Below are 20,949 nucleotides of genomic sequence, written 5' to 3'. Positions count from 1 at the left end.
GGAGGTGAGGGAAGCAGGCGGGGAGACACGGGGGCGCTGTGCTACGCATTCATTTCACCGGTCAGGATCTCGGACTCACCCGCGTTGCCGCGGGCCCGGTCGCCATGTGGGAGACCATGCTGAGTCTGCACAGTCTCCGCCAGCAGAACCAGGGGCTGATCCCCGCGCGGTGGCGGCGGTCGGTCGGCCCCAAACTCCCCCGTTCGACCGCCCTGTTGACCGCCCTGGTGCCAATGAGGGGCTATTTTCCGGACTTTCTCACCCCGGCGGATCCGCTGTACAGCGTGGAGGAGGGGCTCGATGCGGTGCTGAGCACCCCGCGGGCCCGGCTGCGGCGCGATCTCTCACTGCTGGCCGACGGGCGGCGGCTGCCCCCGTGGACCCGTTCGCTGGCCGACGGCGAACCGGATGCCCTGGCCCTGCTCGGACGTGCCGTCCAGGCGTACCACGAGGTCGCCATCGCCCCGTACTGGGACCGTATCCGGGCCCAGGTCGACCATGAGCGGCTACGGCTGTCCACGCCGATGCTGGGCGGCGGCACCGAGGCGCTGCTGACCGCGCTGCCGCCGTGCCTGCGCTGGCGCCGGCCGGTGCTGGAGGCGGACTACCCCGTCGACCGCGATCTGCGACTCGACGGCCGCGGACTGCTGCTGATCCCCTCGTTCTTCTGCTGGCGCACCAGCATCACCCTGCTGCACCACGACCGCACACCGGTGCTGGTGTACCCGGTGCAGCAGCGGCTGCTCGAGGAGGGTCCGGAGACCCAGGGCCGCTCCTCGCTGGCCAAACTGCTGGGGCCGACCCGGGCCGCGGTGCTGGAGGCGGCCGAGGGGCGCTGTACGACCGGTGAACTCGCCCAGCGCGCGGGCATCCTCATCTCCTCGGCCAGCCAGCACGCCACCGTCCTGCGCAACGCCGGACTGCTCACCAGCACACGGGTGTCCAATACGGTGGTGCACTCGCTCACCCCGCTCGGCAGCCAGTTGCTGTACCGCGGTTCGGTGCCCCTGACACTCGCCGAACCGGGGCGCTGAGCGGGCCGCCCCGGCCGCCTCCATCGGCCGCCCACGGCGGGCACGGTACATTTGACCTCGAACGATGGAGTCGCCGGTGCTCCGTCACACCACCGTTCACCGCCGATGTGAGGAGCCCGCCCGTGTCCGGCCACCGATCCATCACCGACACCGAGAAGCTGGTCGCCGCCAAGCTCGGAGGCATTCCGATCCGCCGTGAGCAGATGGCCATGGTGTCCAACATCTACCGGGCCGCGTCGGCGGTGCGACAGCACCTGGAGAACTCGGTGCTGCGCGGCTGCGATCTGACCTGGACCGCCTTCGTGGTGCTCTGGGTGGTGTGGATCTGGGGCGAATCGGAGACCCGGAACGTGGCGGAGGAGGCGGGCATCTCCAAGGGCACGCTCACCGGTGTGGCCCGCACCCTGGAGTCCCGCGGTCTGATCCGACGCTCCGGCCATCCCAGCGACGGCCGGCTGGTGCTGCTGAGCCTCACCGATGAGGGCGAGGCGCTGATGCGGCGCGTCTTCCCGGAGTTCAACGAGGAGGAGGCGTTCGTCGCCGGGCAGTTGTCCGACGAGGAGTGTCTGCGCACCGCGGAGGCGCTGCGCCAGGTGGTGCTCCAGGTCGAGACGCACGGCGAGGAGCGCAGGCTCACCCTGCTGGACGGCGCCGAACCGGCCCCGCGCCGCAGCGGGCGCCGTCCGAAGGGATGAGCCACCGCCGCTAGCGGCGCTCGCGGGCGGCGCGCACCAGCGCGTCGAACAGACCCTGCTGGGCCGGGTCACGGTGGGCGGTGTCCTCGGGATGCCACTGGACGGCGGTGAACCAGCCGCGCGCGGTGGGCAATTCACACGCCTCCACGGTGCCGTCGGCCGCCGTGGCGGTGATCTCGAGCCCGGTCCCGAGGCGGTGGACGCGCTGGTGGTGATAGCAGGAGACCTCCGTCTTCTCAGTTCCGGTGGCGCGCGCCACGAGCGACCCGGGGCGCAGGGCCACCGGATGCGTCAGATGGCGGTGGTCGCGGTCCGGACCGCCCATGTCCTGCTCGAGGGTGCCGCCGAGCGCGGTGTTGATCACCTGGAGCCCCCGGCAGACGGCGAGCAGCGGTTGCCCGGAGTCCAGGGCGCGGCGGGCCAGTTCGAGGTCGAAGCCGTCCTGTTCACCGTCCACGTCGTAGACGCTGGTGTGGGCCGGACCGCCACCGTAGCGGCGGGGGTCCAGATCACCGCCACCGGGCAGCAGCACCCCGTCGAACCGGGCGAGGCGGGCGGCCACCTCGGCGGGGTCGGCGGTGCCGTCCGGTGCGTGGGGGTGGATCGTGGCGGGTTCGCCCCCGGCCCGCCAGACCGCCTCGACCAGGGCGCGGGCGGTCACCTCGGCGGCGAAGCGCAGCGCCGAGGTGGTGGCGGAGAAGCGGGCCGGGACGGCGATCAGCGGTCGGGGGCCGGTCACAGCCGGATCCAGGTGGTCTTGAGCTCGGTGTACTTCTCCAGCGCATGCGCGGATTTGTCGCGGCCGTTGCCGGACTGTTTCATCCCGCCGAACGGCACGGTCAGATCGCCTTCCTCGTAGCAGTTGACCCACACCGTTCCGGCCCGGAGGGCGCGGGAGACCCGGTGGGCGGTGGTGAGGTCGGAGGTCCACAGCCCGGCGGCGAGCCCGTAGTCGGTGGCGTTGGCGAGCCGGACCGCCTCGTCGAGGTCGTCGAAGGTGAGGACGGACAGCACCGGGCCGAAGATCTCCTCGCGGGCCAGCCGCGCGCCGGGGTCCACCCGGTCGAGGACGGTGGGTTCCAGATAGCTGCCGCCGCTGCCGGTACGGGTGGCGCCGCCGCCGGTGAGCAGCCGCGCGCCCTCCGCCACTCCGGTGCCGATATGGTCCAGCACCTGTCGCAGATGGCCGTCACCGGCCAGGGCACCCATCTCGGTGGCGGGGTCGAGGGGATCCCCGACCCGCAGCGCACGGGCGCGTTCCACGACGGCCTCGGTGACCCGCCCGGCGATGGCGGAGTGCACCAGCAGCCGGGAGGGCGCGGTGCACATCTCGCCCTGGTTGAAGAAGATGCCCCAGGCCGCGGTGGCGGCGGCGAGGTCCAGGTCGGGGGCGTCGGGGAGGATGATGTTCGGCGACTTGCCGCCGAGCTCCAGCCAGACGCGCTTGAGGTTGGAGTCGGCCGCGTAGCGCAGGAAGTGGCGGCCCACGGGCGTGGAGCCGGTGAACGCCACGACGTCCACGTCCGGGTGGAGTCCGAGGGCGCGTCCGGCGGTGGGACCGTCACCGGTGACCACATTGAGCACACCGGGCGGCAGCCCGGCCTCGGTGGCCAGCCGGCCCAGCAGCAGCGCGGACAGCGGTGTTCGCTCGGACGGTTTGAGGACGACCGTGCAGCCCGCGGCCAGGGCCGGGGCCACCTTCCAGGCGGCCAGCGTCAGCGGGAAGTTCCAGGGCACGACGGCGCCGACCACCCCCGTGGGCTCCCGGGTGACCAGGGCGAGGGCGTCGGGCGCGGTGTGCGGGGAGGTGTCGGCCAGTTTGTCGGCGATCTCCCCGTACCAGCGGAACGTGGCGATGGCGGCGCGCAGTTCGATGTCATGGGCCTCGGTGACGGGTTTGCCCATCTCCAGGCTGATGGTGAGGGCGAGGGTCTCCCGCCACTCCTCCAGCAGCCCGGCGATCCGGCCCAGCGCCCGGCCGCGCTCGGCCGGGGGGAGGCGGGGCCAGGGGCCGGTGTCGAACGCCCGGCGGGCGGCGGCCACCGCCAGGTCCACCTCGTCGGAACCGGCGTCGGCCACCTCGGTCAGCACCGTGCCGTCGCGGGGCGACACCACCGGGAACACGGCTCCCGGCCCGGGCTCGTCCGCCCCGTCGATGTGGTGGTGGACGGGCAGTGCGGCGGGCAGCGCCGCGGCGCGGCGCTGCCACTCCTCATGGCTGAGGTCCGGCATGGTGTCCTCTCGTTGGATGGCGCCCGGGCGGTCGGCCGGGGCACTTCAGACGGTGTGCCGACGGGTGAGACGGGCCGTCACGGCGCCGAGTGCCAGAACCACCGGGACGGTGAGCGCGAGCCAGACGGCGGTGGAGGTCGCACCGCCGATGAGGGTGGTGAAGTTGGCGAGGATCAGCCAGATGGCACCGGCGATGCCGAGGGCGCCCAGCGCGGGTGCGATCAGGGTGTTCCAGGGCCGGGCGTCCAGCCGCTCCCGGCGGAAGAAGACGACCACGGAGACCGAGGTGAGGAAGTAGAGCAGCATGATGCCCAGCACCCCCACCCCGCTGAACCAGGAGAACAGGGTCAGCACCGGGTCCTTGCCGGTGACCGCGAACGGCACCACCAGCGCCAGCGCGATGAGGGTCTGTACGGCACCGGCCGCCCAGGGCGCGTGGCGGCGGTTGAGCGCGCTGAGCCGCGCGGGCAGCAGCCCTTCCCGGCCGAGTGAGAACAGATAGCGGTTGGCGGAGTTGTGGAAGGCGAGGACACCCGCGAAGAGGGAGGTGGCGAGGAGCACCGGCAGTACGTCGCCGGCCCAGGAGCCGAACCGGTCCGCGACGGGTGCGAACACGAACACCGTGGAGTCGCCGCCCTCCAGCGCCTTCCCCGCGGCCGCGGTGGCCTTCGAGGGTCCGTAGGAGGAGACCAGCATCCATGAGGTGAAGGCGAAGAACCCGGTGACGACGGCGACCGACAGATAGGTGGCGCGTGGCACGGTGGTACGCGGTTCGCGGGCCTCCTCGCCGTAGATGGCGGTGGCCTCGAAGCCGAACATGGACGCCACCGCGAACATCAGCGCCACCCCGGGCGCGCCTTGGAGGACCGCGTCCGGTGAGAAGGACTCGGTGAACGCGAGCCCCTCGGGCCCGCCGCCCCGGAAGAAGGTGACCAGCCCGAAGACGAGCAGGATACTGAACTCCGCCAGGACGAACACGGCGAGCACCTTGGCGCCCACCTCGATCCCGGTCGCGCCGAGTGCCTGGACGACGGCCATCGTGACCAGCGACCACACCCACCACGGCTGGTCGACCCCGGTGTGGTGGGCCATCAGCGCGCTCATGGTGGCGCCGTAGAGCCCGTACATGGCGGCCTGCACCGTGCAGTACGCGAACAGCGCGACCGCCGCGCTGCCGCTGCCCGCCGTCCGGCCGAGCCCCTTGCCGATGTAGGTGTAGAAGGCGCCGGCGTCCACGACGTGGCGCCCCATGGCGACGAAGCCGACCGAGAACAGCAGGATCACGGCGCCCGCCACGGCGTACGCGGCCGGGGCGCCGGGGCCGTTGCCCACCGCGATGGCGATGGGCACCGCACCCGCGATCCCGGTGAGCGGGGCCTGCGCGGAGAGGACGAAGAAGAGGATGCCCAGGACGCCGAGGGCGTTGGGCTTGAGCTGGGTGGTACGGGGGGTGTCCTGCACGGTCTCGCGTCGGGCGACCGTTTGACTGTCCACGCGGATCACCTGTCCGGGGAGAGGAGCGAATTTTCGTTTTGAGCCAAACGAGTTGCCTCATGGTGGGCCGCCCGGACACGTTTGGCAAGGGGCCGGACCACCGGATCTCCCCCGGCGGACGTCCGTCAGACGTCGTCGGCGGTGCCGGTGTGCGCGCCGGGCGCGGTGCCGGCCGTCAGCGCCCGCAGCAGCGAGCGCAGCTCCTCCAGGGCGGCGTCGGTGTGCTCCGCCCCGCCCAGCACGAGCTGGTGCAGCACCAGGCCGTCCAGCGCCGCGAACACCAGCCGGGCCAGTGCACGGTTCGCGCCCTCGGGCAGCATCCGGGACAGCTCGCGCTGGGCCGCGTCGAAGTACTCCTCGTACAGGCCGCGGAGCTGAGGCAGCAGCTCCGGCCTGCGCCGCGACTCCAGCAGCAGCTCGTACTGGAACGCCTGGGCATCCGGATCGCCGGTCACCATCGCGGACAGACCGGTGGCGAAGTCGGTGGCCCGGCCGGTCCCGGGTTCGACCGCGCTGACGCTGAGACTGGTGCGCACGGAGTGGGCCAGCGCCTGTTCGATCAGCGCGTCACGGGAACCGAAGTGGTGCACCACCAGCCCGTGGGTGACCCCGGCCTCCTCCGCCACCGCGCGGTAGGTGAGGTGGCGCAGCCCGCGCCGTGCCACCACCCGCACGGCGGCGGCCAGCAGCGCTTCACGGCCCGCCCCGTAGGACACCCGTCTGCGGGGCTTGCCGCCACCGGCCGCGGTCCCGCCGCCGTTCGCGGCCGCCTCGCCGCTCCCGGCGGCTCCGGCGGATTCGGTCATGACGGCGACCCTACCCGGCGGCCGTCCGGAACCGGACGGGTGGCGCCCCGGAGGGTTCAGCCACGCCGGGGCGGGCGGATACCGCGGAACTCCCAGTCCCCGCCGAGGGCGGTGGACAGCACTTCCTCCGACGCCGTGGGCTGGGCCCCGACGTCGGTGCGGACCGGGGTGGGCCCGGTCACGATGTGGTTGCTCAGCCTGCCCAGCCCCTCCACCTCGACCTCCACCACATCGCCGGGCCGCACCGGGCGTGAGCCCGCCGGGGTGCCGGAGAGCAGCACATCACCGGGGTGGAGGGTGATGGTGCGGGCGATGTCGGCGACGAGGTAGTGCATATCCCACTCCATCTCGTCGGTCGAACCGTCCTGCACCACCCGTCCGTTGACGTAGGTGCGCAAGTACTTGCCGCGGAAGTCCCAGTCGGTGACCAGCCCCGGGCCGAGCGGGCACAGCGTGTCCGAGCCCTTGACCCGCAGCATGGACCCGGCGTCGGTGTCCCGGAAGTCATGCAGTCCGTAGTCATTGGCCACGGTGTATCCGGCGATGTACGCGCCCGCCTCGTCCGGGGACACATTGCGGCAGGTCCGGCCGATGACGATGGCCACCTCGCCCTCGTAGTTGAGCCATGAGCAGCCCTCGGGGCGGACCACGGCGCCCCGGTGGGCGTTGAGCGCCGAGGTGGGCTTGTGGAAGTAGGTGGGCGCGGAGGCCAGCTCGATCCGGAACTCCTCCACCCGGCTGCGGTGGTTGAGGTGGACGGCGATCACCTTGGTGGGCACGACGGGCGGCAGGTGGCGCGCTTCCTCCGCCTTGACCCTCCGGCCGTCCCCGGCGACCAGTTCCTCACCGTCGACGACGGTCTGGACGACGGCGCCGTCGAGCAGGATGCGGCGGTACTCAGGCATGGGCGGACTCCTGTGTCACGGTGCGGGGCGCGGTCCAGCCGGCGGCGGGACGGTCGAACCAGAGGTGGACCTGGCCGGTGCCGATGGAGTTCTCGTAGGCGCCGTACTGGCGGGCGGGTGCGGTGCAGTCCGCCCCGCCGAGGGCTCCGGCCATCATCAGGTAGTGGGAGAAGCGGGCCTCGGGCTTGTGGACCAGGAACTCCGGCATGGTGCGCAGCACCTCGTCGTGGCGGCCCTCCTTGAACCACGCGATGCGCTCTTCGTCGGCGGCGCGGGCCTCGGGGGTGAAGATGTGCGCGGGGTCGCTGGACTCGTGGTCACGCAGTTCGCGCAGCGGCCAGAAGGTGTGCGAGAGCGCACCGGACGCGATCAGCAGCACCCGGCGGCCGGGGGTGGCGGCGATACCGTCGGCCAGGGCCCGGCCGAGCCGGAGGTGGTCCTCGGCGTCACCGGTCTGACAGACGCCGATGGACACCCAGCGCTTGTCCGCCAGCCCGGCGCCGAGGAACGTCCAGAGGTTGATGGTCGCGTAGTACACCGGCAGATACGGATCGTCGATGGCGGTGATCCAGGTGCCGTGCTTCCCGGCGAACCGCGCGACGTTGTGGGCGAGTTCGGGGTCGCCGGGGAAGTCGAAGGGCATCCGGCACATTCCGCGCGGCAGTTCCTCGGAGGTGAACAGACCCGCCCGGCGCGACTGGGCGGTGACCACGAACTCCACGGTGGTGGCCCAGTGGGAGTCGAGCACCACCACGGTGTCGTAGTCATCGCGTTCGAACACCTCACGGCGGAGCTGCTCGAGTCCGGTGACGAGGGTGATCTCCCGGCCCCCGTTCAGCCGCAGCCGGTCCTCTTCCGGGAGGACGATGGTCGGCACATGGGCGAGCAGTCCCGCCCCGGCGATCTCACCCATGGCTCTGCCATCCCTTCGGGGCGGTGACGGTGTTCTTGAGGTCGCAGTAGAAGTCGAAGCTCCAGGTGCCGCCCTCGCGGCCGATACCGGAGCTGCGGGAGCCGCCGAACGGCGCCTGGAGGTCGCGGACGAAGAAGCAGTTGACCCAGACGGTGCCCGCGACGAGCCGGCCGGCCACCCGCCCGGCGCGTTCCCGGTCGCCGGTGGCGATGGTGGCGGCAAGGCCGAACCGGGTGTCGTTGGCGAGGATGACGGCCTCCTCCTCGGTGTCGAAGGTCTGGAGGGTGAGCACCGGTCCGAACACCTCCTCCTGCACGATCTCGGAGTCCTGCGCGACATCGGTGAGCAGCGTCGGCGCGTAGTACAGGCCGCCGGGTCCGGTGTGCGGGCCGCCGCCGACCACCGCGCGGGCCCCCGCGTCCAGGGCGCGGCGGACGAAGCCGTCGATCTTCTCAAGCTGGCGGGCGTGGATGACCGGGCCGATGTCGGTGGCCTCCTCCCGGGGGTCGCCCTGGACGAGTGCGGCGGCCTTCTCGGTGAAGCGCCGGGTGAACTCCTCGGCCACCGGGGATTCGACGAGCAACCGGGTGGCGGCCAGACACACCTGCCCGGCGTTGTCGTACTGCTCCACGGCCAGGTCCACGGCCAGGTCGAGATCGGCGTCGGCGAACACCAGCAGCGGCGACTTGCCGCCCAGTTCCAGGCTGAGCGGGGTGAGATGCGCGGCGGCGGCCCGTGCGATGTGCCCGGCGGTGGGTACCGAGCCGGTGAAACTGATGCGGCGCACCCCGGGGTCGGAGACCAGGGCACTGCCCGCCTCGGCCCCGAAGCCCTGGAGGACGTTGAGCACACCGGGCGGCAGCCCGGCCTCGGCGGCGATGTCGGCGAGCAGCGAGGCGGTCAGCGGGGACCATTCGGCGGGTTTGAGGACCACGGTGTTCCCGGCGGCGAGGGCCGGGGCGACCTTCCAGGTGGCCAGCATCAGCGGCGCGTTCCAGGGGGTGATGAGCGCGCAGGGCCCGGCCGGGTCCCAGGTGATGTGATTGGTGTGGCCGCGGGTGGTGAAGTCCTCGTGCTCCCCGTCCAGTTTCAGCAGCCAGTCGGCGAAGAAGCGGAAGTTGTGGGCGACGCGGGGCATCACTCCGCGGCGGTGGGAGCGCAGCAGCGCGCCGTTGTCGGCGGTTTCGACGGCCGCGAGGTCCTCCAGCCGCTTCTCCACCCCGTCGGCGATGGCGTGCAGCACCCGCGCCCGCTCGGTGTGCGGGGTCGCGGCCCAGGCGGGGAAGGCGTCACGGGCGGCGGCCACCGCCGCCGCGGCCTCGGTGGCGCCGCCCCGGGCGATCTCGGCGAGGGCGGTGCCGTCGATCGGGGAGACATCGGTGAAGGTGTCCGGGGAGGCGACACGCCGGCCGCCGATCCAGTGCCAGGTGTCGACGGGGATCCCGGCGACGGTGGTCCGGTGGGTCATCCTGCGCTCCGTGTGACGAGGGGGTCGGGTCGTCCGGCTCATGCCGACTGCGGTCGGGGGGCGGTGCTCAGGACGCGCCCGAGGTGCCGGACTCCAGCAGGCGGCCGCCGTCCCAGACCACGCCGACCTGCCGGTAGTACGCGGCGATCGGTTCGTGGATCTCCAGCCGCGCCAGTTCCTCGGTGGGCGCCTCGAAGAGCTCGAGCTCGGCGTCACCGGTCCATGCCTGACCGGCTTCGAACGCGGCCGCGCCGGTGGCGATCAGCTCGTCCAGGGCCAGTCCCCCGCCCTTCTCGATGGAGGGCAGCCAGCGGTGGTGGGCCATGGGGTGGCCGTTGACGAAACCACCGGTCTCCGACGGTTCGCGCAGCGTCAGCACCGCCTGGGCCAGCCGGCGGTCCGCGGCGGCCAGGGTGGCGCCGAAGCGGGCGCCGGGGGCGATCCGGGGCGCCGGACCGTAGGGGTGGGGACGGGTCAGGTGCACCGAGCCCAGCTTCTTGGGGTAGCCCTGGTGCAGTCCGCGGGCGATGGCGAAGTCCTTGTCGACCCAGATGTAGACGCAGCGGGAGTAGGTCTGTCCGCGGTAGGCACAGCGGACCACCGCGAACACCTCCTTGTACTGGGCGCGCACCGGGTCCAGCAGTTCCTCCCCGGTGGCCGAGCACGACTGCCAGTCGGCCCAGATCAGCGCGACCGCGCCGGGGTCCTCCTCGGCGAGCTCCAGTGGCGCGGGCAGCAGCTCCCGCACCCGCGCGGGGTCGGTGCGGTACTCGACGGTGAGCAGGTCGCCGGAGTAGTGCCAGGGCGGTGCGGGGATGAGGGACGACGCTCCGGTCGCCGTCTTGGGGTGGAAGTAGCCGCGGAGGCCGGACATGGCGTGGCTCCTCAGACAGTGGCGGGAGTGGGGGCGGGGTCGGTGAGGGCGGGCTGCTGGAGTAGCCGGGCGCGGTGGCGGGCGGCCAGGGCGGCGGCGCCGCGGCCGCCGAGCGCGACCACTCCGGTCAGCCGTCCGTCCGCGGTGTGGTAGCCGGCCACCACATCGCCCGTAAGGTCGCCGTCGAGAATCCGGATGTCGGCGGTGCCGAGTCCGGGGGCGCCGAAGGACTGGAGCCGGAAGTCGTGCTGGTCGCTCCAGAAGGTGGGCAGCGGCGCGAACGGCGCGGGGTCGCGTTCGGCTCCGGTGAGGGCCGCCACCAGGCTCCTGGCGGCGCATCGGGCGGTGTCGCCGGGGATGGACCAGTGCTCGACCCGGCGCGCCACCGCGTCGTAGCGGGCGTTGGGGAAACGGGCCGCGTCACCCACCGCGACCACCTCCGGTACGGCCTCACCGTGTGCCACCACGCGCAGGTGCGCGTCGGTCAGCACCCCGTCGGACAGGTCGAGTCCATTGCCCTCCAGCCATCCGGTGCCGGGGACCGAGCCGATGGCCTCGACCACCACGTCGGCGGGCAGCACCGAGCCGTCCGCCAGCAGCACACCGCTGATCCGCCGCGCGCCTTCGAGGCCGGTGACGCCCCGGCCCAGCGCGAAGCGCACCCCGCGCAGCTCATGGCGGCGGAGCAGTTCACGGGCGAGGGGCGCGCCGAGCGGGCGGAGCATCGGCAGCGGTTCGGGGTCGACCACGGTCACCTCGGCGACCCCGAGTCCGGCCGCGGTGGCGGCCACCTCGCAGCCGATGAATCCGGCGCCGATCACGACCACGCGCGCGCCGGGAATCAGCTCCTCCCGCAGCCCGTGGGCGTCGTCGAGGGTGCGTACGGTGTGGCGGCCGCTGCCGGGGCCGGAGGGGCCCGCGCAGCGCAGCCGCCGGGGGCGGGTACCGGTGGCGACCACCAGTCCGTCGTAGCCGGACCGCTCGCCGCCGTCCAGTTCGAGGACCCGCTCGGTGAGCCGGGCGCCGGTCACGGTGGTGTTCAGCCGCCACACCACATCGGCGGCGCTCGCACGCGGGGTGAGGGCGAGGGAGGCGAAGGGGGTCTCCCCGGCCAGCGCCTCCTTGGAGAGGGGTGGCCGGTTGTAGGGCATATGGGGTTCGTCGCCGAACACCGTGATCTCTCCGGCCCAGCCCGCGGCGCGCAGTTGTTCGGCGGCGCGCAGTCCGCCCATGGAGGCACCGGCGACGGCGATGCGGCCGGTCACGGGGTGGTGTCCTCGACCCGGATGGCCTGGAGCGGACAGACGTCGGCCGCGTCCTCGACATCGGTGCGCAGCGCCTCGTCCGGCTCGCTCACGAACACCAGATGTCCCGCGTCGTCGAGCTGGAAGACATCGGGGGCGGCGAAGACGCACTGGCCGTGGTCCTGGCATTTGTTCATGTCGACGACGACCTTCATGGCCGGTTCCTCCTGGAGGTGAGGGCGTCCGGGGAGTGCGGGAAGAAGAAGGGGCCCGGCACGGTGGCCGGGCCCCGGCCACAAGGGGCGCGGAACGCATCCCTTGACTCGTTTGGCTTCAAACAAGATAGGCAGCCATCGGACCCTGGTCAATGCCTATCCAGATGGATAAATATGTGGCCCGACCCCCTTGCGGGGCGAGACCTCCCTCCATAACGTTTGGCGTCAAATGAACGCCCCCAGGTATCCGAACCGCCCGAGGAGGCATCGGTGACCGCCCACGACCCCGCGCATATCCGCCACCACATGGATCGGCTCGCCACCGAGGGCATCGACGTGGTCCGGGTGTCCTTCCCCGATCTCATCGGGATCGACCGGTCCCGCGACGTCCTGCTGGAACACCTCCCGTCCGCCTGCGCACACGGACTGGCCTTCTGTCGCGCCGTCTACCACACCAGCCCCCAGGGGGACGTGGTCCCGGTCGCGGGCGGTCTCGACGCGGGACTGCCCGATGTGGTCGTCACCCCCGATCTGGACACCCTGGTCACCCTGCCGTGGGAGCCCGGGGTCGCCTGGTGCCTCGGTGACACCACCGATCCGGCCACCGGCGCACCGGCGCCCGAATCACCGCGCGATCTGCTGCGCTCCGTCCTCACCCGCTGCGCCGAGGCCGGGCTGCACCCGGTCGTCGGCCCCGAGCTGGAGTACTTCCTGTTCGAACCGGATCCGGCTGCGCCGTCCGGCTGGCGGCGCCACTCGGAGGTCCCCGGCGCCGTGTACACCGCGGGGCTGCGCGCCGACCCCGGCAACCACCTGCTGCGCACCCTGCGGCAGCTGCGCGACCTCGGCATCGGGGTGGTCACCGGCAACCACGAGTTCGACGGGGGCCAGTACGAGATCAACCTGATCCACTCCGCCTGTCTGGACGCCGCCGACCGCGCCTTCCGCTTCAAGTCCGCCGTCAAGGAACTGGCCCGCAAGGACGGCAAACTGGCCACCTTCATGGCCAAACCGCGCAATGACGCGGGCGGCTCCGGCTTCCACCTCCACCTGTCCTGTGAGACCCCCGAGGGCCACAACGCCTTCGCCGACGCCGCCGCCCCCTTCGGCCTTACCGACACCGCGCGCCACGCCGTCGCGGGCATCCTCGCCCACGCCCCGGCGCTGGCCGCGCTGCACAACCCGACCGTCAACTCCTACAAGCGTTTCGGGCCCGACACCCTCGCTCCCTGGCTCATCGACTGGGGCCTGGACAACCGCAGCGCCATGGTCCGCATACCGCCCGAGCGCGGCGCCGGCACCCGCCTCGAACTGCGCCTCGGCGACGCGGGCGCCAACCCCTACCTCGCCATCGCGTCGGTGTGCGCCGCCGCGCTGCTCGGCATCCGGGACGCGGCGGAGCCACCCGCCCCGCTCGAGGGCTACGGCTACGACCCGGGGAAGTCCGCTCAGCTACCGCGAACCCTGGGCGCGGCGCTGGACGCCCTGGAGGCCGACGAGGCCCTGACCGAAGTCCTCGGCAAGGACTTCACCGCGTCCTTCCTCTCCTACAAACGCGATGAGGTCCAGCGCTTCGAACGCCACGTCACCGACTGGGAGTTCACCGAGTACGCCTACCACCTCTGACGGCCGCGCCGAGCCCGGCCGTGACGACCCCGCCCGCGAAGGAGCCAGCGTGACCTCCCCCGCCACCGCCCTCACCGGGGTGCCCGAACCCCTGCCGCTCGACGAGGTGGACCTGACCGACCTCGACAGCTTCCGCGACGGGGTCACCCCCTGGCGGATGTTCCACACCCTGCGCCACCAGGACCCGGTCCACTGGCAGCCCGAGGCCGCGCCGCACCACGGCTTCTGGGCCGTGACCCGGCACGAGGACATCGTCCGGGTCGACCGCGACCCCGACACGTTCACCTCCACCCGGTTCGTCAACCTGGAGGAGGTGGACGAGGACCAGATCGCCCGCCGCGCCTCCATCCTCGAACTGGACGGGCTGCGCCACCAGGCGCTGCGCAGGCTGCTCCAGCGCCAGTTCGGCGCCGGGGTCATCAACACCTACACCGACTTCCTGCGCGGACTCACCGCCAAGACCCTGGACGCGGCCCTGGTCAAGGGACGTTTCGACTTTGTCCGGGAGGTGTCGGCGGACTTCCCCATCAATGTGCTCGCCCGTCTCCTCGACGTCCCCGAGGACGACACCCAGCAGCTCATCGACTGGGGCAACCGCATCATCGGCAACACCGACCCCGACTACGCCGACGTCCTGCTCGACAGCGTGGAGAGCGAGGCCTACCGCGATCTGCCGTTCCGCTCCCCCGCCTCCCTCGAAGTGTTCGCCTACGGCCGGGAACTGGCCCGCCGGCGGCGTGGCGGCAACGGTACCGACCTGGTGTCCCGGCTGGTCAACGAGACCCCGCGGGACGGCGTACCGCTCTCCGGGCAGGACTTCGACAACTACTTTCTGCTGCTGGTGGTCGCGGGCAACGAGACCACCCGCCACGCCATCACCCACTCCATGCTCGCGCTGATCCAGAACCCGGACCAGCTCGAACTGCTGCGCCGTGACCCGTCCCTGATCCCGGGCGCCGTCGAGGAGTTCCTGCGCTGGGCCTCCCCCGTCCACCACTTCCGACGCACCGCGACACGCGATGTGGAACTGGGCGGCAAGCACATCAAGGAGGGCGACAAGGTCGTCATGTGGTACGGCTCGGGCAACCGTGACGAGGCCGTCTTCCCCGATCCGTACCGCTTCGACGTCACCCGGACCTCCAACGACCACGTCACCTTCGGCAAGGGCAGCCCCCATCTGTGCCTGGGCAATCTGCTGGCCCGTACCGAGATGCGCATCATGTTCGAGGAGCTGATCCCGCGCATCGCCGACATCCGGCTGACCGGTGAGGTGCCCCGGGTGCGCTCCAACTTCGTCAACGGCATCAAGCACCTGCCGGTCGAGGTGGTCACCACCTGACGGTCCGGCGGGCGGCGGAATTCGGCTCTCGGCCGAGAAGATCCGCCACCGGTGAACGGGCGGCCTGCGGCCGGAGCCGGGCGGGAAGACTGACGGGCATGGACTTCACCGCGCAGTTCCACCGTGAGATCACGGCCTTCGAGGCTGCCGCCCGCCGGACCGCCGATGGGAGGGACGCACCGCTGGTCCCCTCCTGTCCCGGCTGGTCGATGTCCGACCTGGTGTTCCATCTGGGCGCGGTCCACCGCTATGTCGCCCACACCGTGCGGGAGCGGCTCACGGAGGCGCCGGACACCTCGGACCTCTCCCTGTTCCAGCCGCCGGAGGACCGTGAGGGCTGGCCCTCGCCCGAGGGCGGACCGCATCTCGGACCGGTGCCGGTCAGTCTCCTCGACTGGTTCGCCGAGGGGGCCGCCGCGCTGGACTCCCTGTTCCGGACCGTCGATCCGGACGAGCCGGCGTGGACCTTGTCCACGGAGCAGACGGCCGGGTTCTGGCTGCGGATCCAGACCATCGAGGCGGCCCTGCACCGCTGGGACGCCGAACGCGCCGCCTCCCTGCCGCCCCGGCCGATGGACGCCGCGCTGGCGGTCGACGCGATCCCCCACACCTTCGAGGTGATGGCACCGGCCCGGCGCCGCTGGAAGCAGGCGCCACCCGGCGCGGGCGAACGCTTCCGGTTCCGCCGCGCCGACGGCCCGGAGGTCTGGTCGGTCCGCTTCGCAGGCCCCGATGTCCGGCTCACCGCATACTCCGCCTCCGGCGCCCCGGAGGAACCGTGTGACGTGGAGCTGACCGGCACGGCCTCGGAGCTGATGCTCTTCCTCTGGCAGCGTCTGCCCGCGGACCGGCTCACCTCCGTGCAGGGTGACCGCGCGGTGCTCGACCGGTATTTCACCCTCGTGCCACCGGTCTGAGCCCGTCGTCCGGCCGCCGCGGGGTGCGACGATGACCCACGGACCGGGCGACCGGCCACCCGGGAGGCGCACCGCCCGACAGCGACGAGGAGCCCGTATGAGGAGCGCAGATCTGCTGGCCGACGCCTTCGACCGGGTGTCCGAGACCGTGCACGAGGCCGTGGACGGCCTGGGCGAGGAGGAGCTCACCGTACGGCTCGACGCCGGGGCCAACTCCATCGCCTGGCTGGTGTGGCATCTGACCCGCATTCAGGACGACCACATCGCCGACGCGGCGGGCACCGGGCAGTTGTGGACCTCGGACGGCTGGTACGAGCGGTTCGGGCTGCCGTTCCCTCCGGCGGCCACCGGTTTCGGCCACCGCGCCAAGGACGTGGCGGCGGTCCGCGCGGACGCCGAACTGCTCACCGGGTATCACGACGCCGTGCACGAGAACACCCTGGCCTACGTACGCGGGCTCCGGGACACCGAACTCGACCGGATCGTGGACGAGGCGTGGACCCCGGCGGTGACCCTCGGTGTCCGGCTGGTGAGCGTCATCGCCGACGATCTGCAGCACGCCGGGCAGGCGGCCTTCGTGCGCGGGGCGCTGCAGCGGCGTTAGGGAGCGGGACCGGCGGCCGGGGGTGTCAGGGTGCGTACTGCGCGATCCCGTGGCCGAAGGACCAGTCGACGGACTCGTTCTCGGTGACCGTGATGAACACGTTCCGCGGTGCGGTCCCGGCGTACTCCTCGGCCAGTTCGGCGATCCGCCGGTAGAGCGCCCGCTTCCGCTCGGCCGGGCGCCCGGATCGCATGGTGATGGCGATGAACACGATGCCGTCGTCGCGGCGCACCCCGAGGTAGTCGTCGTAGACCAGGGTGCCGCTGATGCCGTCGTGGCCGGTGAGGATCTGGAACCGGTCGTCGGGCGGAAAGCCGATCGTCTCCACGAGGGCGTCGTGCACGGCGCGGCCGAGCGCGTCCAGCCGCTCTCGGTCGGCCTTCAGCGCGTCGATGCGGACCAGGGGCATGACGGGGTTCTCCTTCGTCGTCGCGGGCTCAAAGAGCTGTACATACTAGTAGGTACAGCAGATGTACACCAGCCGGACATAGACAAGGTCTTCAAGGCGCCGGGGCAGCCGTGGCTGACGGACGGCTGACCGGCTGCCGCCGGGCGCGGGCCCGTCAGGACGGGTTCTACGGCGCGGTGGCGGGATTCGCGGCCGTGCCCTCGGTGCTCAGCAGTACGAGGGTGGCCGACGCTCCGAGTCCGAGCGCGGCACGGCGCTCACCGGCGTCCGCCCCGGTGAGGGCGGCCCGCACCCCGGCCAGTGAGGCCGCGCCGCACGGGCCCGAGGAGAGCCCGAGGGCGGCGAGGTCGGACGCGGCGCGGGCGCTGTCGGCGTCGGTCACGGCGACCGCCGCGTCCAGCCCCTCGCGCAGTGACGGCCAGGCGAGGCTGGAGGGAGTGCCGCAGTTCAGACCCGCCATGGCGGTTTCGCCGGTCTCCACCGTCACCGGCTCCCCGCGCACCAGACTCGCCAGCACACAGGCCGCGGCCACCGGTTCCACGGCCAGCACGGCGGGAGCGGGCCCGCCGGGCCGGCTCCGGTAGTGCGTGACGGCGGCCTGGGCGAGCGAGCCCACACCCACCGGTACGGCGAGGAGACCGGGCGGCTCGGCACCCGCTGCGCGCAGTTGTCCGTCGATCTCGTGGAACAGGGTGGCGTAGCCCTCGACGATCCAGCCCGGGATCTCCTCGTAGCCGGGCCAGGCGGTGTCCTGGACCAGTACGGCCGGGGGCTCGGCGGCGGCCCCGGCCGCGCGGCGCACCGCCGCGTCGTACGGCCCGTCCACCCGGGTCACCCGCGCGCCCTCGGCCTCGATGGCGGCCACCGCCTCGGGGTGCACCCCGCGCGGTACGAAGACATGGGCGGGCCGTCCGGCCAGCCGCGCCGTCCGGGCCACCGCCCGGCCATGGTTGCCGTCCGTGGCGGTCACCAGCAGTACGGGGTCCTGGGGCGCCCGCTCCGCCAGGATCCGGTGGACCGCCCAGGAGGCGCCGAGCGCCTTGAAGGCAGGCAGTCCGAAGCGACACGACTCGTCCTTGACGAACACCCGGCCGACGCCCAACTCATCCGCGAGTACGGGCAGTTCCATGAGCGGGGTGGGTACGTGGCCGGGCTGTCCGGCGTGGAAGCGGCGCACCGCGTCCGGGGCGGGCGGACACCGCCAGGACCGGGAGGCGGGGCGGGCGAACCAGGTGGCGGGCCGAGGGGAAGGTGTCGTGTGCACCCGACCACCGTGCCGCCCTCCCCCGCCCCGGGTCCAGTCGTCCCCGGGGCGGGGCTCCGCGCCCTCAGCGCCCGGCACGCCCGTGGTCCTTCACCGTGATCCCCAGGACATCGGCGAACGCCGGTGCCAGTTCGATCAGTTGTGCCCCGGTGATGACGGACCCGCGCAGTGCGTCATGGCCGTCGCTGATCTCCAGCCGGGTGGCGTCCCGCAGATCGGTCCCGTCCATCCGCGCCCCCACGAACCGGACCCCCTCCAGGGCCGAGCCCGGGAACTCCACCCTCGTCAGCGCGGCACCGCCGAAGTCGACGTCCCGCAGCAGACAGTCGGCGAAGGTGACCTCCCGCAGGGTGGCGGTACGGAGGTTGACCGACTCGAACTTACAGCGGTGGAAGGTGACCCGGTGCAGCGTGGCGCCGAACGCCTCCAGACCGGCGAGCACACAGCCGATGAGCTCGGCGTCCGTCCAGTCCGTCTCCGCCAGGCCGGTACCGACCCAGCGCACCCCGTCCAGCCAGACGTCGTTGAAACGGGTGCCGCGCAGCCGCCCCGCGGTGAACGTCACGGCGGAGAGGGCGCACTCGAGGAACCGGGCGTGGTCGGCGACGGCCCCGTCGTAGGCGGCGCCGTCCAGATGGACGGTGTCGTAGTCGCCCCCTTCGGCCAGGGGACCGTCGTACGCGCGCAGATGGCGCGCGTACGGCAGATCGGTGAACCGACGGGGCGAGGGCATGGGATCTCCTCCGGACGAGCGGGGTGCGGGACTTCGCGGCGCGGCTCCATCATGGCGGCACGTCCCGCCCCACCGGGCCGGGACCCACCGTCCGCGGGGCGCGGTCCGGAGGCCAGGGTTGCACGGCGGGTCACGGATGGCCGCGGTGCGCCGCCCACTCCCGGTCGAGCAGAGACATCATCACGGCGTCGGCCCACGCACCGTCGTGCCACAGCGCCTCGCGCTCCACTCCCTCGGCGATGAACCCGACCTTCTCGTAGGCGCGGCGGGCCCGGGGGTTGAAGGCGTAGACACCCAGCGAGACACGGTGCAGTCCGAGCCGTTCGAAGGCGTGGCCGACGATCAGCCGGGCGGCCTCGGTGCCCAGGCCCCGGTTCCGCCCGCGCGGCCCGAGGAGCGTACGGAACGCGCAGCTGCGGTTGGGCTCGTCCCATTCGTACAGCACCACCTCGCCCACCAGGGAGTCATCGGCCCGGTCGACGACGGCGAGGTCCAGCCGGTCCGGCTGTGCGCTCCGGCTTCCGTACCAGTCACGCAGTCGCTGCTCATCGAAGGCGGTGGAGTTCGAACCACCGGTGAATCCGCGGACCTCCTCGTCCTCCAGGATCACGGCCATCTCCGCCGCGTCGTCCTCGGTGAACGGGCGCAGCGCCACCTTCTGGCCGACGAGGACGGGTTTGGTGGCGAAGTCGGCCGTCGGGCCGGGGGGCGGCGAGCTCATCCGTGGATTCTGCGGGAGGGACGAGCGATCCGCCACGGCTTTTCGGCGCGCCGCGAACGCCGCCCGGGCCCTCGGTTCCCCGGTTCATCCTCCCCACGGCGAGATTGGCCGACGGGCACGCCCTGCCGGGGCCCGAATTGGCCGACCTGGCGGGGTCCGGCCGGACCCGAGTGGTTCTCCGGCGTCCCGGAAGCCCGGGACGGGACCCTCTGCGGAGCGGTTTCCTCCAGGTGGGGACGGTGTGGACAGATACCTGGGGTGTTTGCCTAGCCACCCAGGACATTGTCAATCCGTCATTTCGGGTATATCCGTGTCTTGCGGGGCACGGCTAGCTTTCTGCTCGCCCTGACATCAGGTCAGGTCTTTAATGGAGAAGGTGGGTTGACTGACGTGACGCGTAGCCGAAGGGACGTACTGAGGGCGGCGACAGCCGTGGCGGGGGCCGCCGCGGTCGGTGCTACCGGGGCCGGTGCGGCCGCCGCCGTGACCAGCGGCTCCCGGGACACCAGACGGGTGCTGAGTTCGGTGGGGACCCGGCTCAACACCTTCCACGACGCCTCGGGCCGGGTGACCGTGTCGGTGTTCTCGCACCGGGGGAACCCGCCGCAGCAGCACTGGATCGACGAGACCGTGCTCGTCGGCGACGGCGACATGGTGGCCATCGGTGGCGGCGCCACGGCGGTGGAGTCCCCGCACGGCGCGCTGCTGACCGCGTCGTACCCCAATGACGACCTGTCGGGGTGGACCGTCGGCGCCAAGGACCACATCGACGCCCAGGCGTATGAGCTGGTCTCCTACGTCATCGGATTGAAGATCGCCGGGATGAGCCGGGACGAGCTGCTGCGGTCGGTGTACGTCTCGCGCGCGGACAGCGGAGTGGCCCCGCACCCGGAGGCCGAGGCCGGGCTGCCGTCGTCGAACGACTACGTCCTGGTCGGCGGCGGGTTCCGGGTGGACTGGCACGGCGGGGGCAATCTCGCCACCGCGTCCTTCCCTGCCACCGAGACCTCCTGGAAGGCGCGGTCGAAGGACCATATCGTCTCCGACCCCGCCAACATCCGTGCGTACGCCATCGCGCTGCGGCGCCGGCTGCCGGTCGGGACGGTGTTCAACACCTTCACCCGGGCCGACGCCGGGCGTGCCCCGCACCCGGCCGCGGTGGCGTCGCTGACGCCCGGTTACGCGCTGACCGGCGGCGGCGCCGAGGTGCACTGGAACGGTTCGGGCAATCTGCTGTGGAAGCTGGAACCGGCCACCACGCAGACCCCCAGTTTCGCGGCCGCGTCCAAGGACCACCACACACCCGATCCGGCCACCCTCACCGCCTGGGCGCTGGGCATCCGCCTGGGCTGACCGGGCGGCTCCCACCGGCCCCGACGGCCTCGACCCGGGCGGCCCCGGCCCCCGCCCCCCGGGGGGTAACCCGCCGGGGGGGCGGGCCGCGGAGGAACAGGAG

21 protein-coding genes are annotated in these 20,949 nt (G+C 72.3%); 7 read left to right on the top strand and 14 right to left on the bottom strand.

Annotated features, from left to right (window positions below):
• The first annotated feature begins 38 nt into the window (after positions 1-38).
• Positions 39-1,034: an ArsR/SmtB family transcription factor gene (locus NMK44_RS24965; RefSeq protein ID WP_254746835.1), complete on the top strand. Its 996-nt coding sequence runs from the start codon at positions 39-41 to the stop codon at positions 1,032-1,034.
• A 122-nt stretch (positions 1,035-1,156) separates the two neighbouring features.
• Positions 1,157-1,729 (top strand): MarR family winged helix-turn-helix transcriptional regulator, encoded by a 573-nt coding sequence (locus tag NMK44_RS24960; RefSeq protein WP_254746832.1) that lies wholly within the window; start codon positions 1,157-1,159, stop codon positions 1,727-1,729.
• A gap of 10 nt (positions 1,730-1,739) precedes the next feature.
• Here NMK44_RS24960 and NMK44_RS24955 read toward each other — a convergent pair whose 3' ends face one another.
• The 10 genes from NMK44_RS24955 to NMK44_RS24910 all read right to left on the bottom strand — a co-directional run bounded on the left by NMK44_RS24955 (position 1,740) and on the right by NMK44_RS24910 (position 11,880).
• Positions 1,740-2,468 carry a gamma-glutamyl-gamma-aminobutyrate hydrolase family protein gene (locus NMK44_RS24955; RefSeq protein ID WP_254746829.1) on the bottom strand — a complete coding sequence of 243 codons (729 nt, stop codon included), beginning with the start codon at positions 2,466-2,468 and terminating at the stop codon, positions 1,740-1,742.
• Positions 2,465-3,961 carry an aldehyde dehydrogenase gene (locus NMK44_RS24950; protein WP_254746826.1) on the bottom strand — a complete coding sequence of 499 codons (1,497 nt, stop codon included), beginning with the start codon at positions 3,959-3,961 and terminating at the stop codon, positions 2,465-2,467. Before NMK44_RS24950 ends, NMK44_RS24955 begins: the two co-directional genes overlap by 4 nt.
• 45 nt (positions 3,962-4,006) lie before the next feature.
• Positions 4,007-5,455 (bottom strand): APC family permease, encoded by a 1,449-nt coding sequence (locus NMK44_RS24945; RefSeq protein WP_254746811.1) that lies wholly within the window; start codon positions 5,453-5,455, stop codon positions 4,007-4,009.
• Positions 5,456-5,580: 125 nt separating this feature from the next.
• Positions 5,581-6,261, bottom strand: a complete 681-nt coding sequence (locus NMK44_RS24940; RefSeq protein ID WP_254746809.1) for a TetR/AcrR family transcriptional regulator — start codon at positions 6,259-6,261, stop codon at positions 5,581-5,583.
• Positions 6,262-6,317: 56 nt separating this feature from the next.
• Positions 6,318-7,166, bottom strand: a complete 849-nt coding sequence (locus NMK44_RS24935; protein ID WP_254746807.1) for a fumarylacetoacetate hydrolase family protein — start codon at positions 7,164-7,166, stop codon at positions 6,318-6,320.
• A complete protein-coding gene (locus tag NMK44_RS24930; protein WP_254746805.1) occupies positions 7,159-8,079 on the bottom strand; it encodes a 3,4-dihydroxyphenylacetate 2,3-dioxygenase in 921 nt (306 codons plus the stop codon). The genes NMK44_RS24935 and NMK44_RS24930 overlap by 8 nt, the downstream gene beginning before the upstream one ends.
• Positions 8,072-9,547 (bottom strand): aldehyde dehydrogenase, encoded by a 1,476-nt coding sequence (locus NMK44_RS24925; protein WP_254746803.1) that lies wholly within the window; start codon positions 9,545-9,547, stop codon positions 8,072-8,074. Before NMK44_RS24925 ends, NMK44_RS24930 begins: the two co-directional genes overlap by 8 nt.
• A gap of 67 nt (positions 9,548-9,614) precedes the next feature.
• On the bottom strand, positions 9,615-10,421 hold the full coding sequence (locus NMK44_RS24920; RefSeq protein ID WP_254746800.1) for an acetoacetate decarboxylase family protein: 807 nt from the start codon (positions 10,419-10,421) through the stop codon (positions 9,615-9,617).
• 11 nt (positions 10,422-10,432) lie between these two features.
• A complete protein-coding gene (locus NMK44_RS24915; protein WP_254746798.1) occupies positions 10,433-11,686 on the bottom strand; it encodes an NAD(P)/FAD-dependent oxidoreductase in 1,254 nt (417 codons plus the stop codon).
• Positions 11,683-11,880, bottom strand: a complete 198-nt coding sequence (locus NMK44_RS24910; protein WP_254746796.1) for a ferredoxin — start codon at positions 11,878-11,880, stop codon at positions 11,683-11,685. The genes NMK44_RS24915 and NMK44_RS24910 overlap by 4 nt, the downstream gene beginning before the upstream one ends.
• A 306-nt stretch (positions 11,881-12,186) precedes the next feature.
• Here NMK44_RS24910 and NMK44_RS24905 point away from each other — a divergent pair, with 306 nt between their 5' ends.
• From NMK44_RS24905 to NMK44_RS24890, 4 genes are all read left to right on the top strand, one after another.
• Positions 12,187-13,506 (top strand): glutamine synthetase family protein, encoded by a 1,320-nt coding sequence (locus NMK44_RS24905; RefSeq protein WP_302888598.1) that lies wholly within the window; start codon positions 12,187-12,189, stop codon positions 13,504-13,506.
• A 49-nt stretch (positions 13,507-13,555) separates the two neighbouring features.
• Positions 13,556-14,845, top strand: a complete 1,290-nt coding sequence (locus NMK44_RS24900; protein ID WP_254746792.1) for a cytochrome P450 — start codon at positions 13,556-13,558, stop codon at positions 14,843-14,845.
• Positions 14,846-14,943: 98 nt separating this feature from the next.
• Positions 14,944-15,762 (top strand): maleylpyruvate isomerase family mycothiol-dependent enzyme, encoded by an 819-nt coding sequence (locus NMK44_RS24895; RefSeq protein WP_254746790.1) that lies wholly within the window; start codon positions 14,944-14,946, stop codon positions 15,760-15,762.
• 97 nt (positions 15,763-15,859) lie between these two features.
• On the top strand, positions 15,860-16,366 hold the full coding sequence (locus NMK44_RS24890; protein WP_254746788.1) for a mycothiol transferase: 507 nt from the start codon (positions 15,860-15,862) through the stop codon (positions 16,364-16,366).
• Positions 16,367-16,391: 25 nt separating this feature from the next.
• Here the strand turns inward: NMK44_RS24890 and NMK44_RS24885 are convergent, their stop codons facing one another.
• The 4 genes from NMK44_RS24885 to NMK44_RS24870 all read right to left on the bottom strand — a co-directional run bounded on the left by NMK44_RS24885 (position 16,392) and on the right by NMK44_RS24870 (position 19,493).
• Positions 16,392-16,775, bottom strand: a complete 384-nt coding sequence (locus tag NMK44_RS24885) for a tautomerase family protein (protein WP_254746786.1) — start codon at positions 16,773-16,775, stop codon at positions 16,392-16,394.
• Between the two features lie 166 nt (positions 16,776-16,941).
• Positions 16,942-18,039, bottom strand: a complete 1,098-nt coding sequence (locus tag NMK44_RS24880) for a diaminopropionate ammonia-lyase (RefSeq protein ID WP_254746784.1) — start codon at positions 18,037-18,039, stop codon at positions 16,942-16,944.
• 64 nt (positions 18,040-18,103) lie between these two features.
• Entirely contained in the window at positions 18,104-18,772 is a 669-nt protein-coding gene (locus tag NMK44_RS24875; protein WP_254746782.1) for a pentapeptide repeat-containing protein, read from the bottom strand.
• Positions 18,773-18,902: 130 nt separating this feature from the next.
• Positions 18,903-19,493: a GNAT family N-acetyltransferase gene (locus tag NMK44_RS24870; RefSeq protein WP_254746781.1), complete on the bottom strand. Its 591-nt coding sequence runs from the start codon at positions 19,491-19,493 to the stop codon at positions 18,903-18,905.
• A 390-nt stretch (positions 19,494-19,883) separates the two neighbouring features.
• Between NMK44_RS24870 and NMK44_RS24865 the strand changes: the two genes are divergently transcribed.
• On the top strand, positions 19,884-20,846 hold the full coding sequence (locus NMK44_RS24865) for a hypothetical protein (RefSeq protein WP_254746778.1): 963 nt from the start codon (positions 19,884-19,886) through the stop codon (positions 20,844-20,846).
• Positions 20,847-20,949: the final 103 nt, after the last annotated feature.

Source organism: Streptomyces cucumeris (genome assembly GCF_024295805.1).
Lineage (GTDB): Bacteria > Actinomycetota > Actinomycetes > Streptomycetales > Streptomycetaceae > Streptomyces > Streptomyces cucumeris.
This window is presented reverse-complemented; position numbering and strand designations above follow the sequence as displayed.

Coding starts and splice junctions, on each gene's coding strand:
- NMK44_RS24950 (WP_254746826.1), bottom strand. CDS start 3,961: ATGCCGGACCTCAGCCATGAGGAGTGGCAGCGCCGCGCCGCGGCGCTG.
- NMK44_RS24940 (WP_254746809.1), bottom strand. CDS start 6,261: ATGACCGAATCCGCCGGAGCCGCCGGGAGCGGCGAGGCGGCCGCGAAC.
- NMK44_RS24935 (WP_254746807.1), bottom strand. CDS start 7,166: ATGCCTGAGTACCGCCGCATCCTGCTCGACGGCGCCGTCGTCCAGACC.
- NMK44_RS24930 (WP_254746805.1), bottom strand. CDS start 8,079: ATGGGTGAGATCGCCGGGGCGGGACTGCTCGCCCATGTGCCGACCATC.
- NMK44_RS24925 (WP_254746803.1), bottom strand. CDS start 9,547: ATGACCCACCGGACCACCGTCGCCGGGATCCCCGTCGACACCTGGCAC.
- NMK44_RS24920 (WP_254746800.1), bottom strand. CDS start 10,421: ATGTCCGGCCTCCGCGGCTACTTCCACCCCAAGACGGCGACCGGAGCG.
- NMK44_RS24910 (WP_254746796.1), bottom strand. CDS start 11,880: ATGAAGGTCGTCGTCGACATGAACAAATGCCAGGACCACGGCCAGTGC.
- NMK44_RS24905 (WP_302888598.1), top strand. CDS start 12,187: ATGGATCGGCTCGCCACCGAGGGCATCGACGTGGTCCGGGTGTCCTTC.
- NMK44_RS24895 (WP_254746790.1), top strand. CDS start 14,944: ATGGACTTCACCGCGCAGTTCCACCGTGAGATCACGGCCTTCGAGGCT.
- NMK44_RS24890 (WP_254746788.1), top strand. CDS start 15,860: ATGAGGAGCGCAGATCTGCTGGCCGACGCCTTCGACCGGGTGTCCGAG.
- NMK44_RS24885 (WP_254746786.1), bottom strand. CDS start 16,775: ATGCCCCTGGTCCGCATCGACGCGCTGAAGGCCGACCGAGAGCGGCTG.
- NMK44_RS24875 (WP_254746782.1), bottom strand. CDS start 18,772: ATGCCCTCGCCCCGTCGGTTCACCGATCTGCCGTACGCGCGCCATCTG.
- NMK44_RS24870 (WP_254746781.1), bottom strand. CDS start 19,493: ATGAGCTCGCCGCCCCCCGGCCCGACGGCCGACTTCGCCACCAAACCC.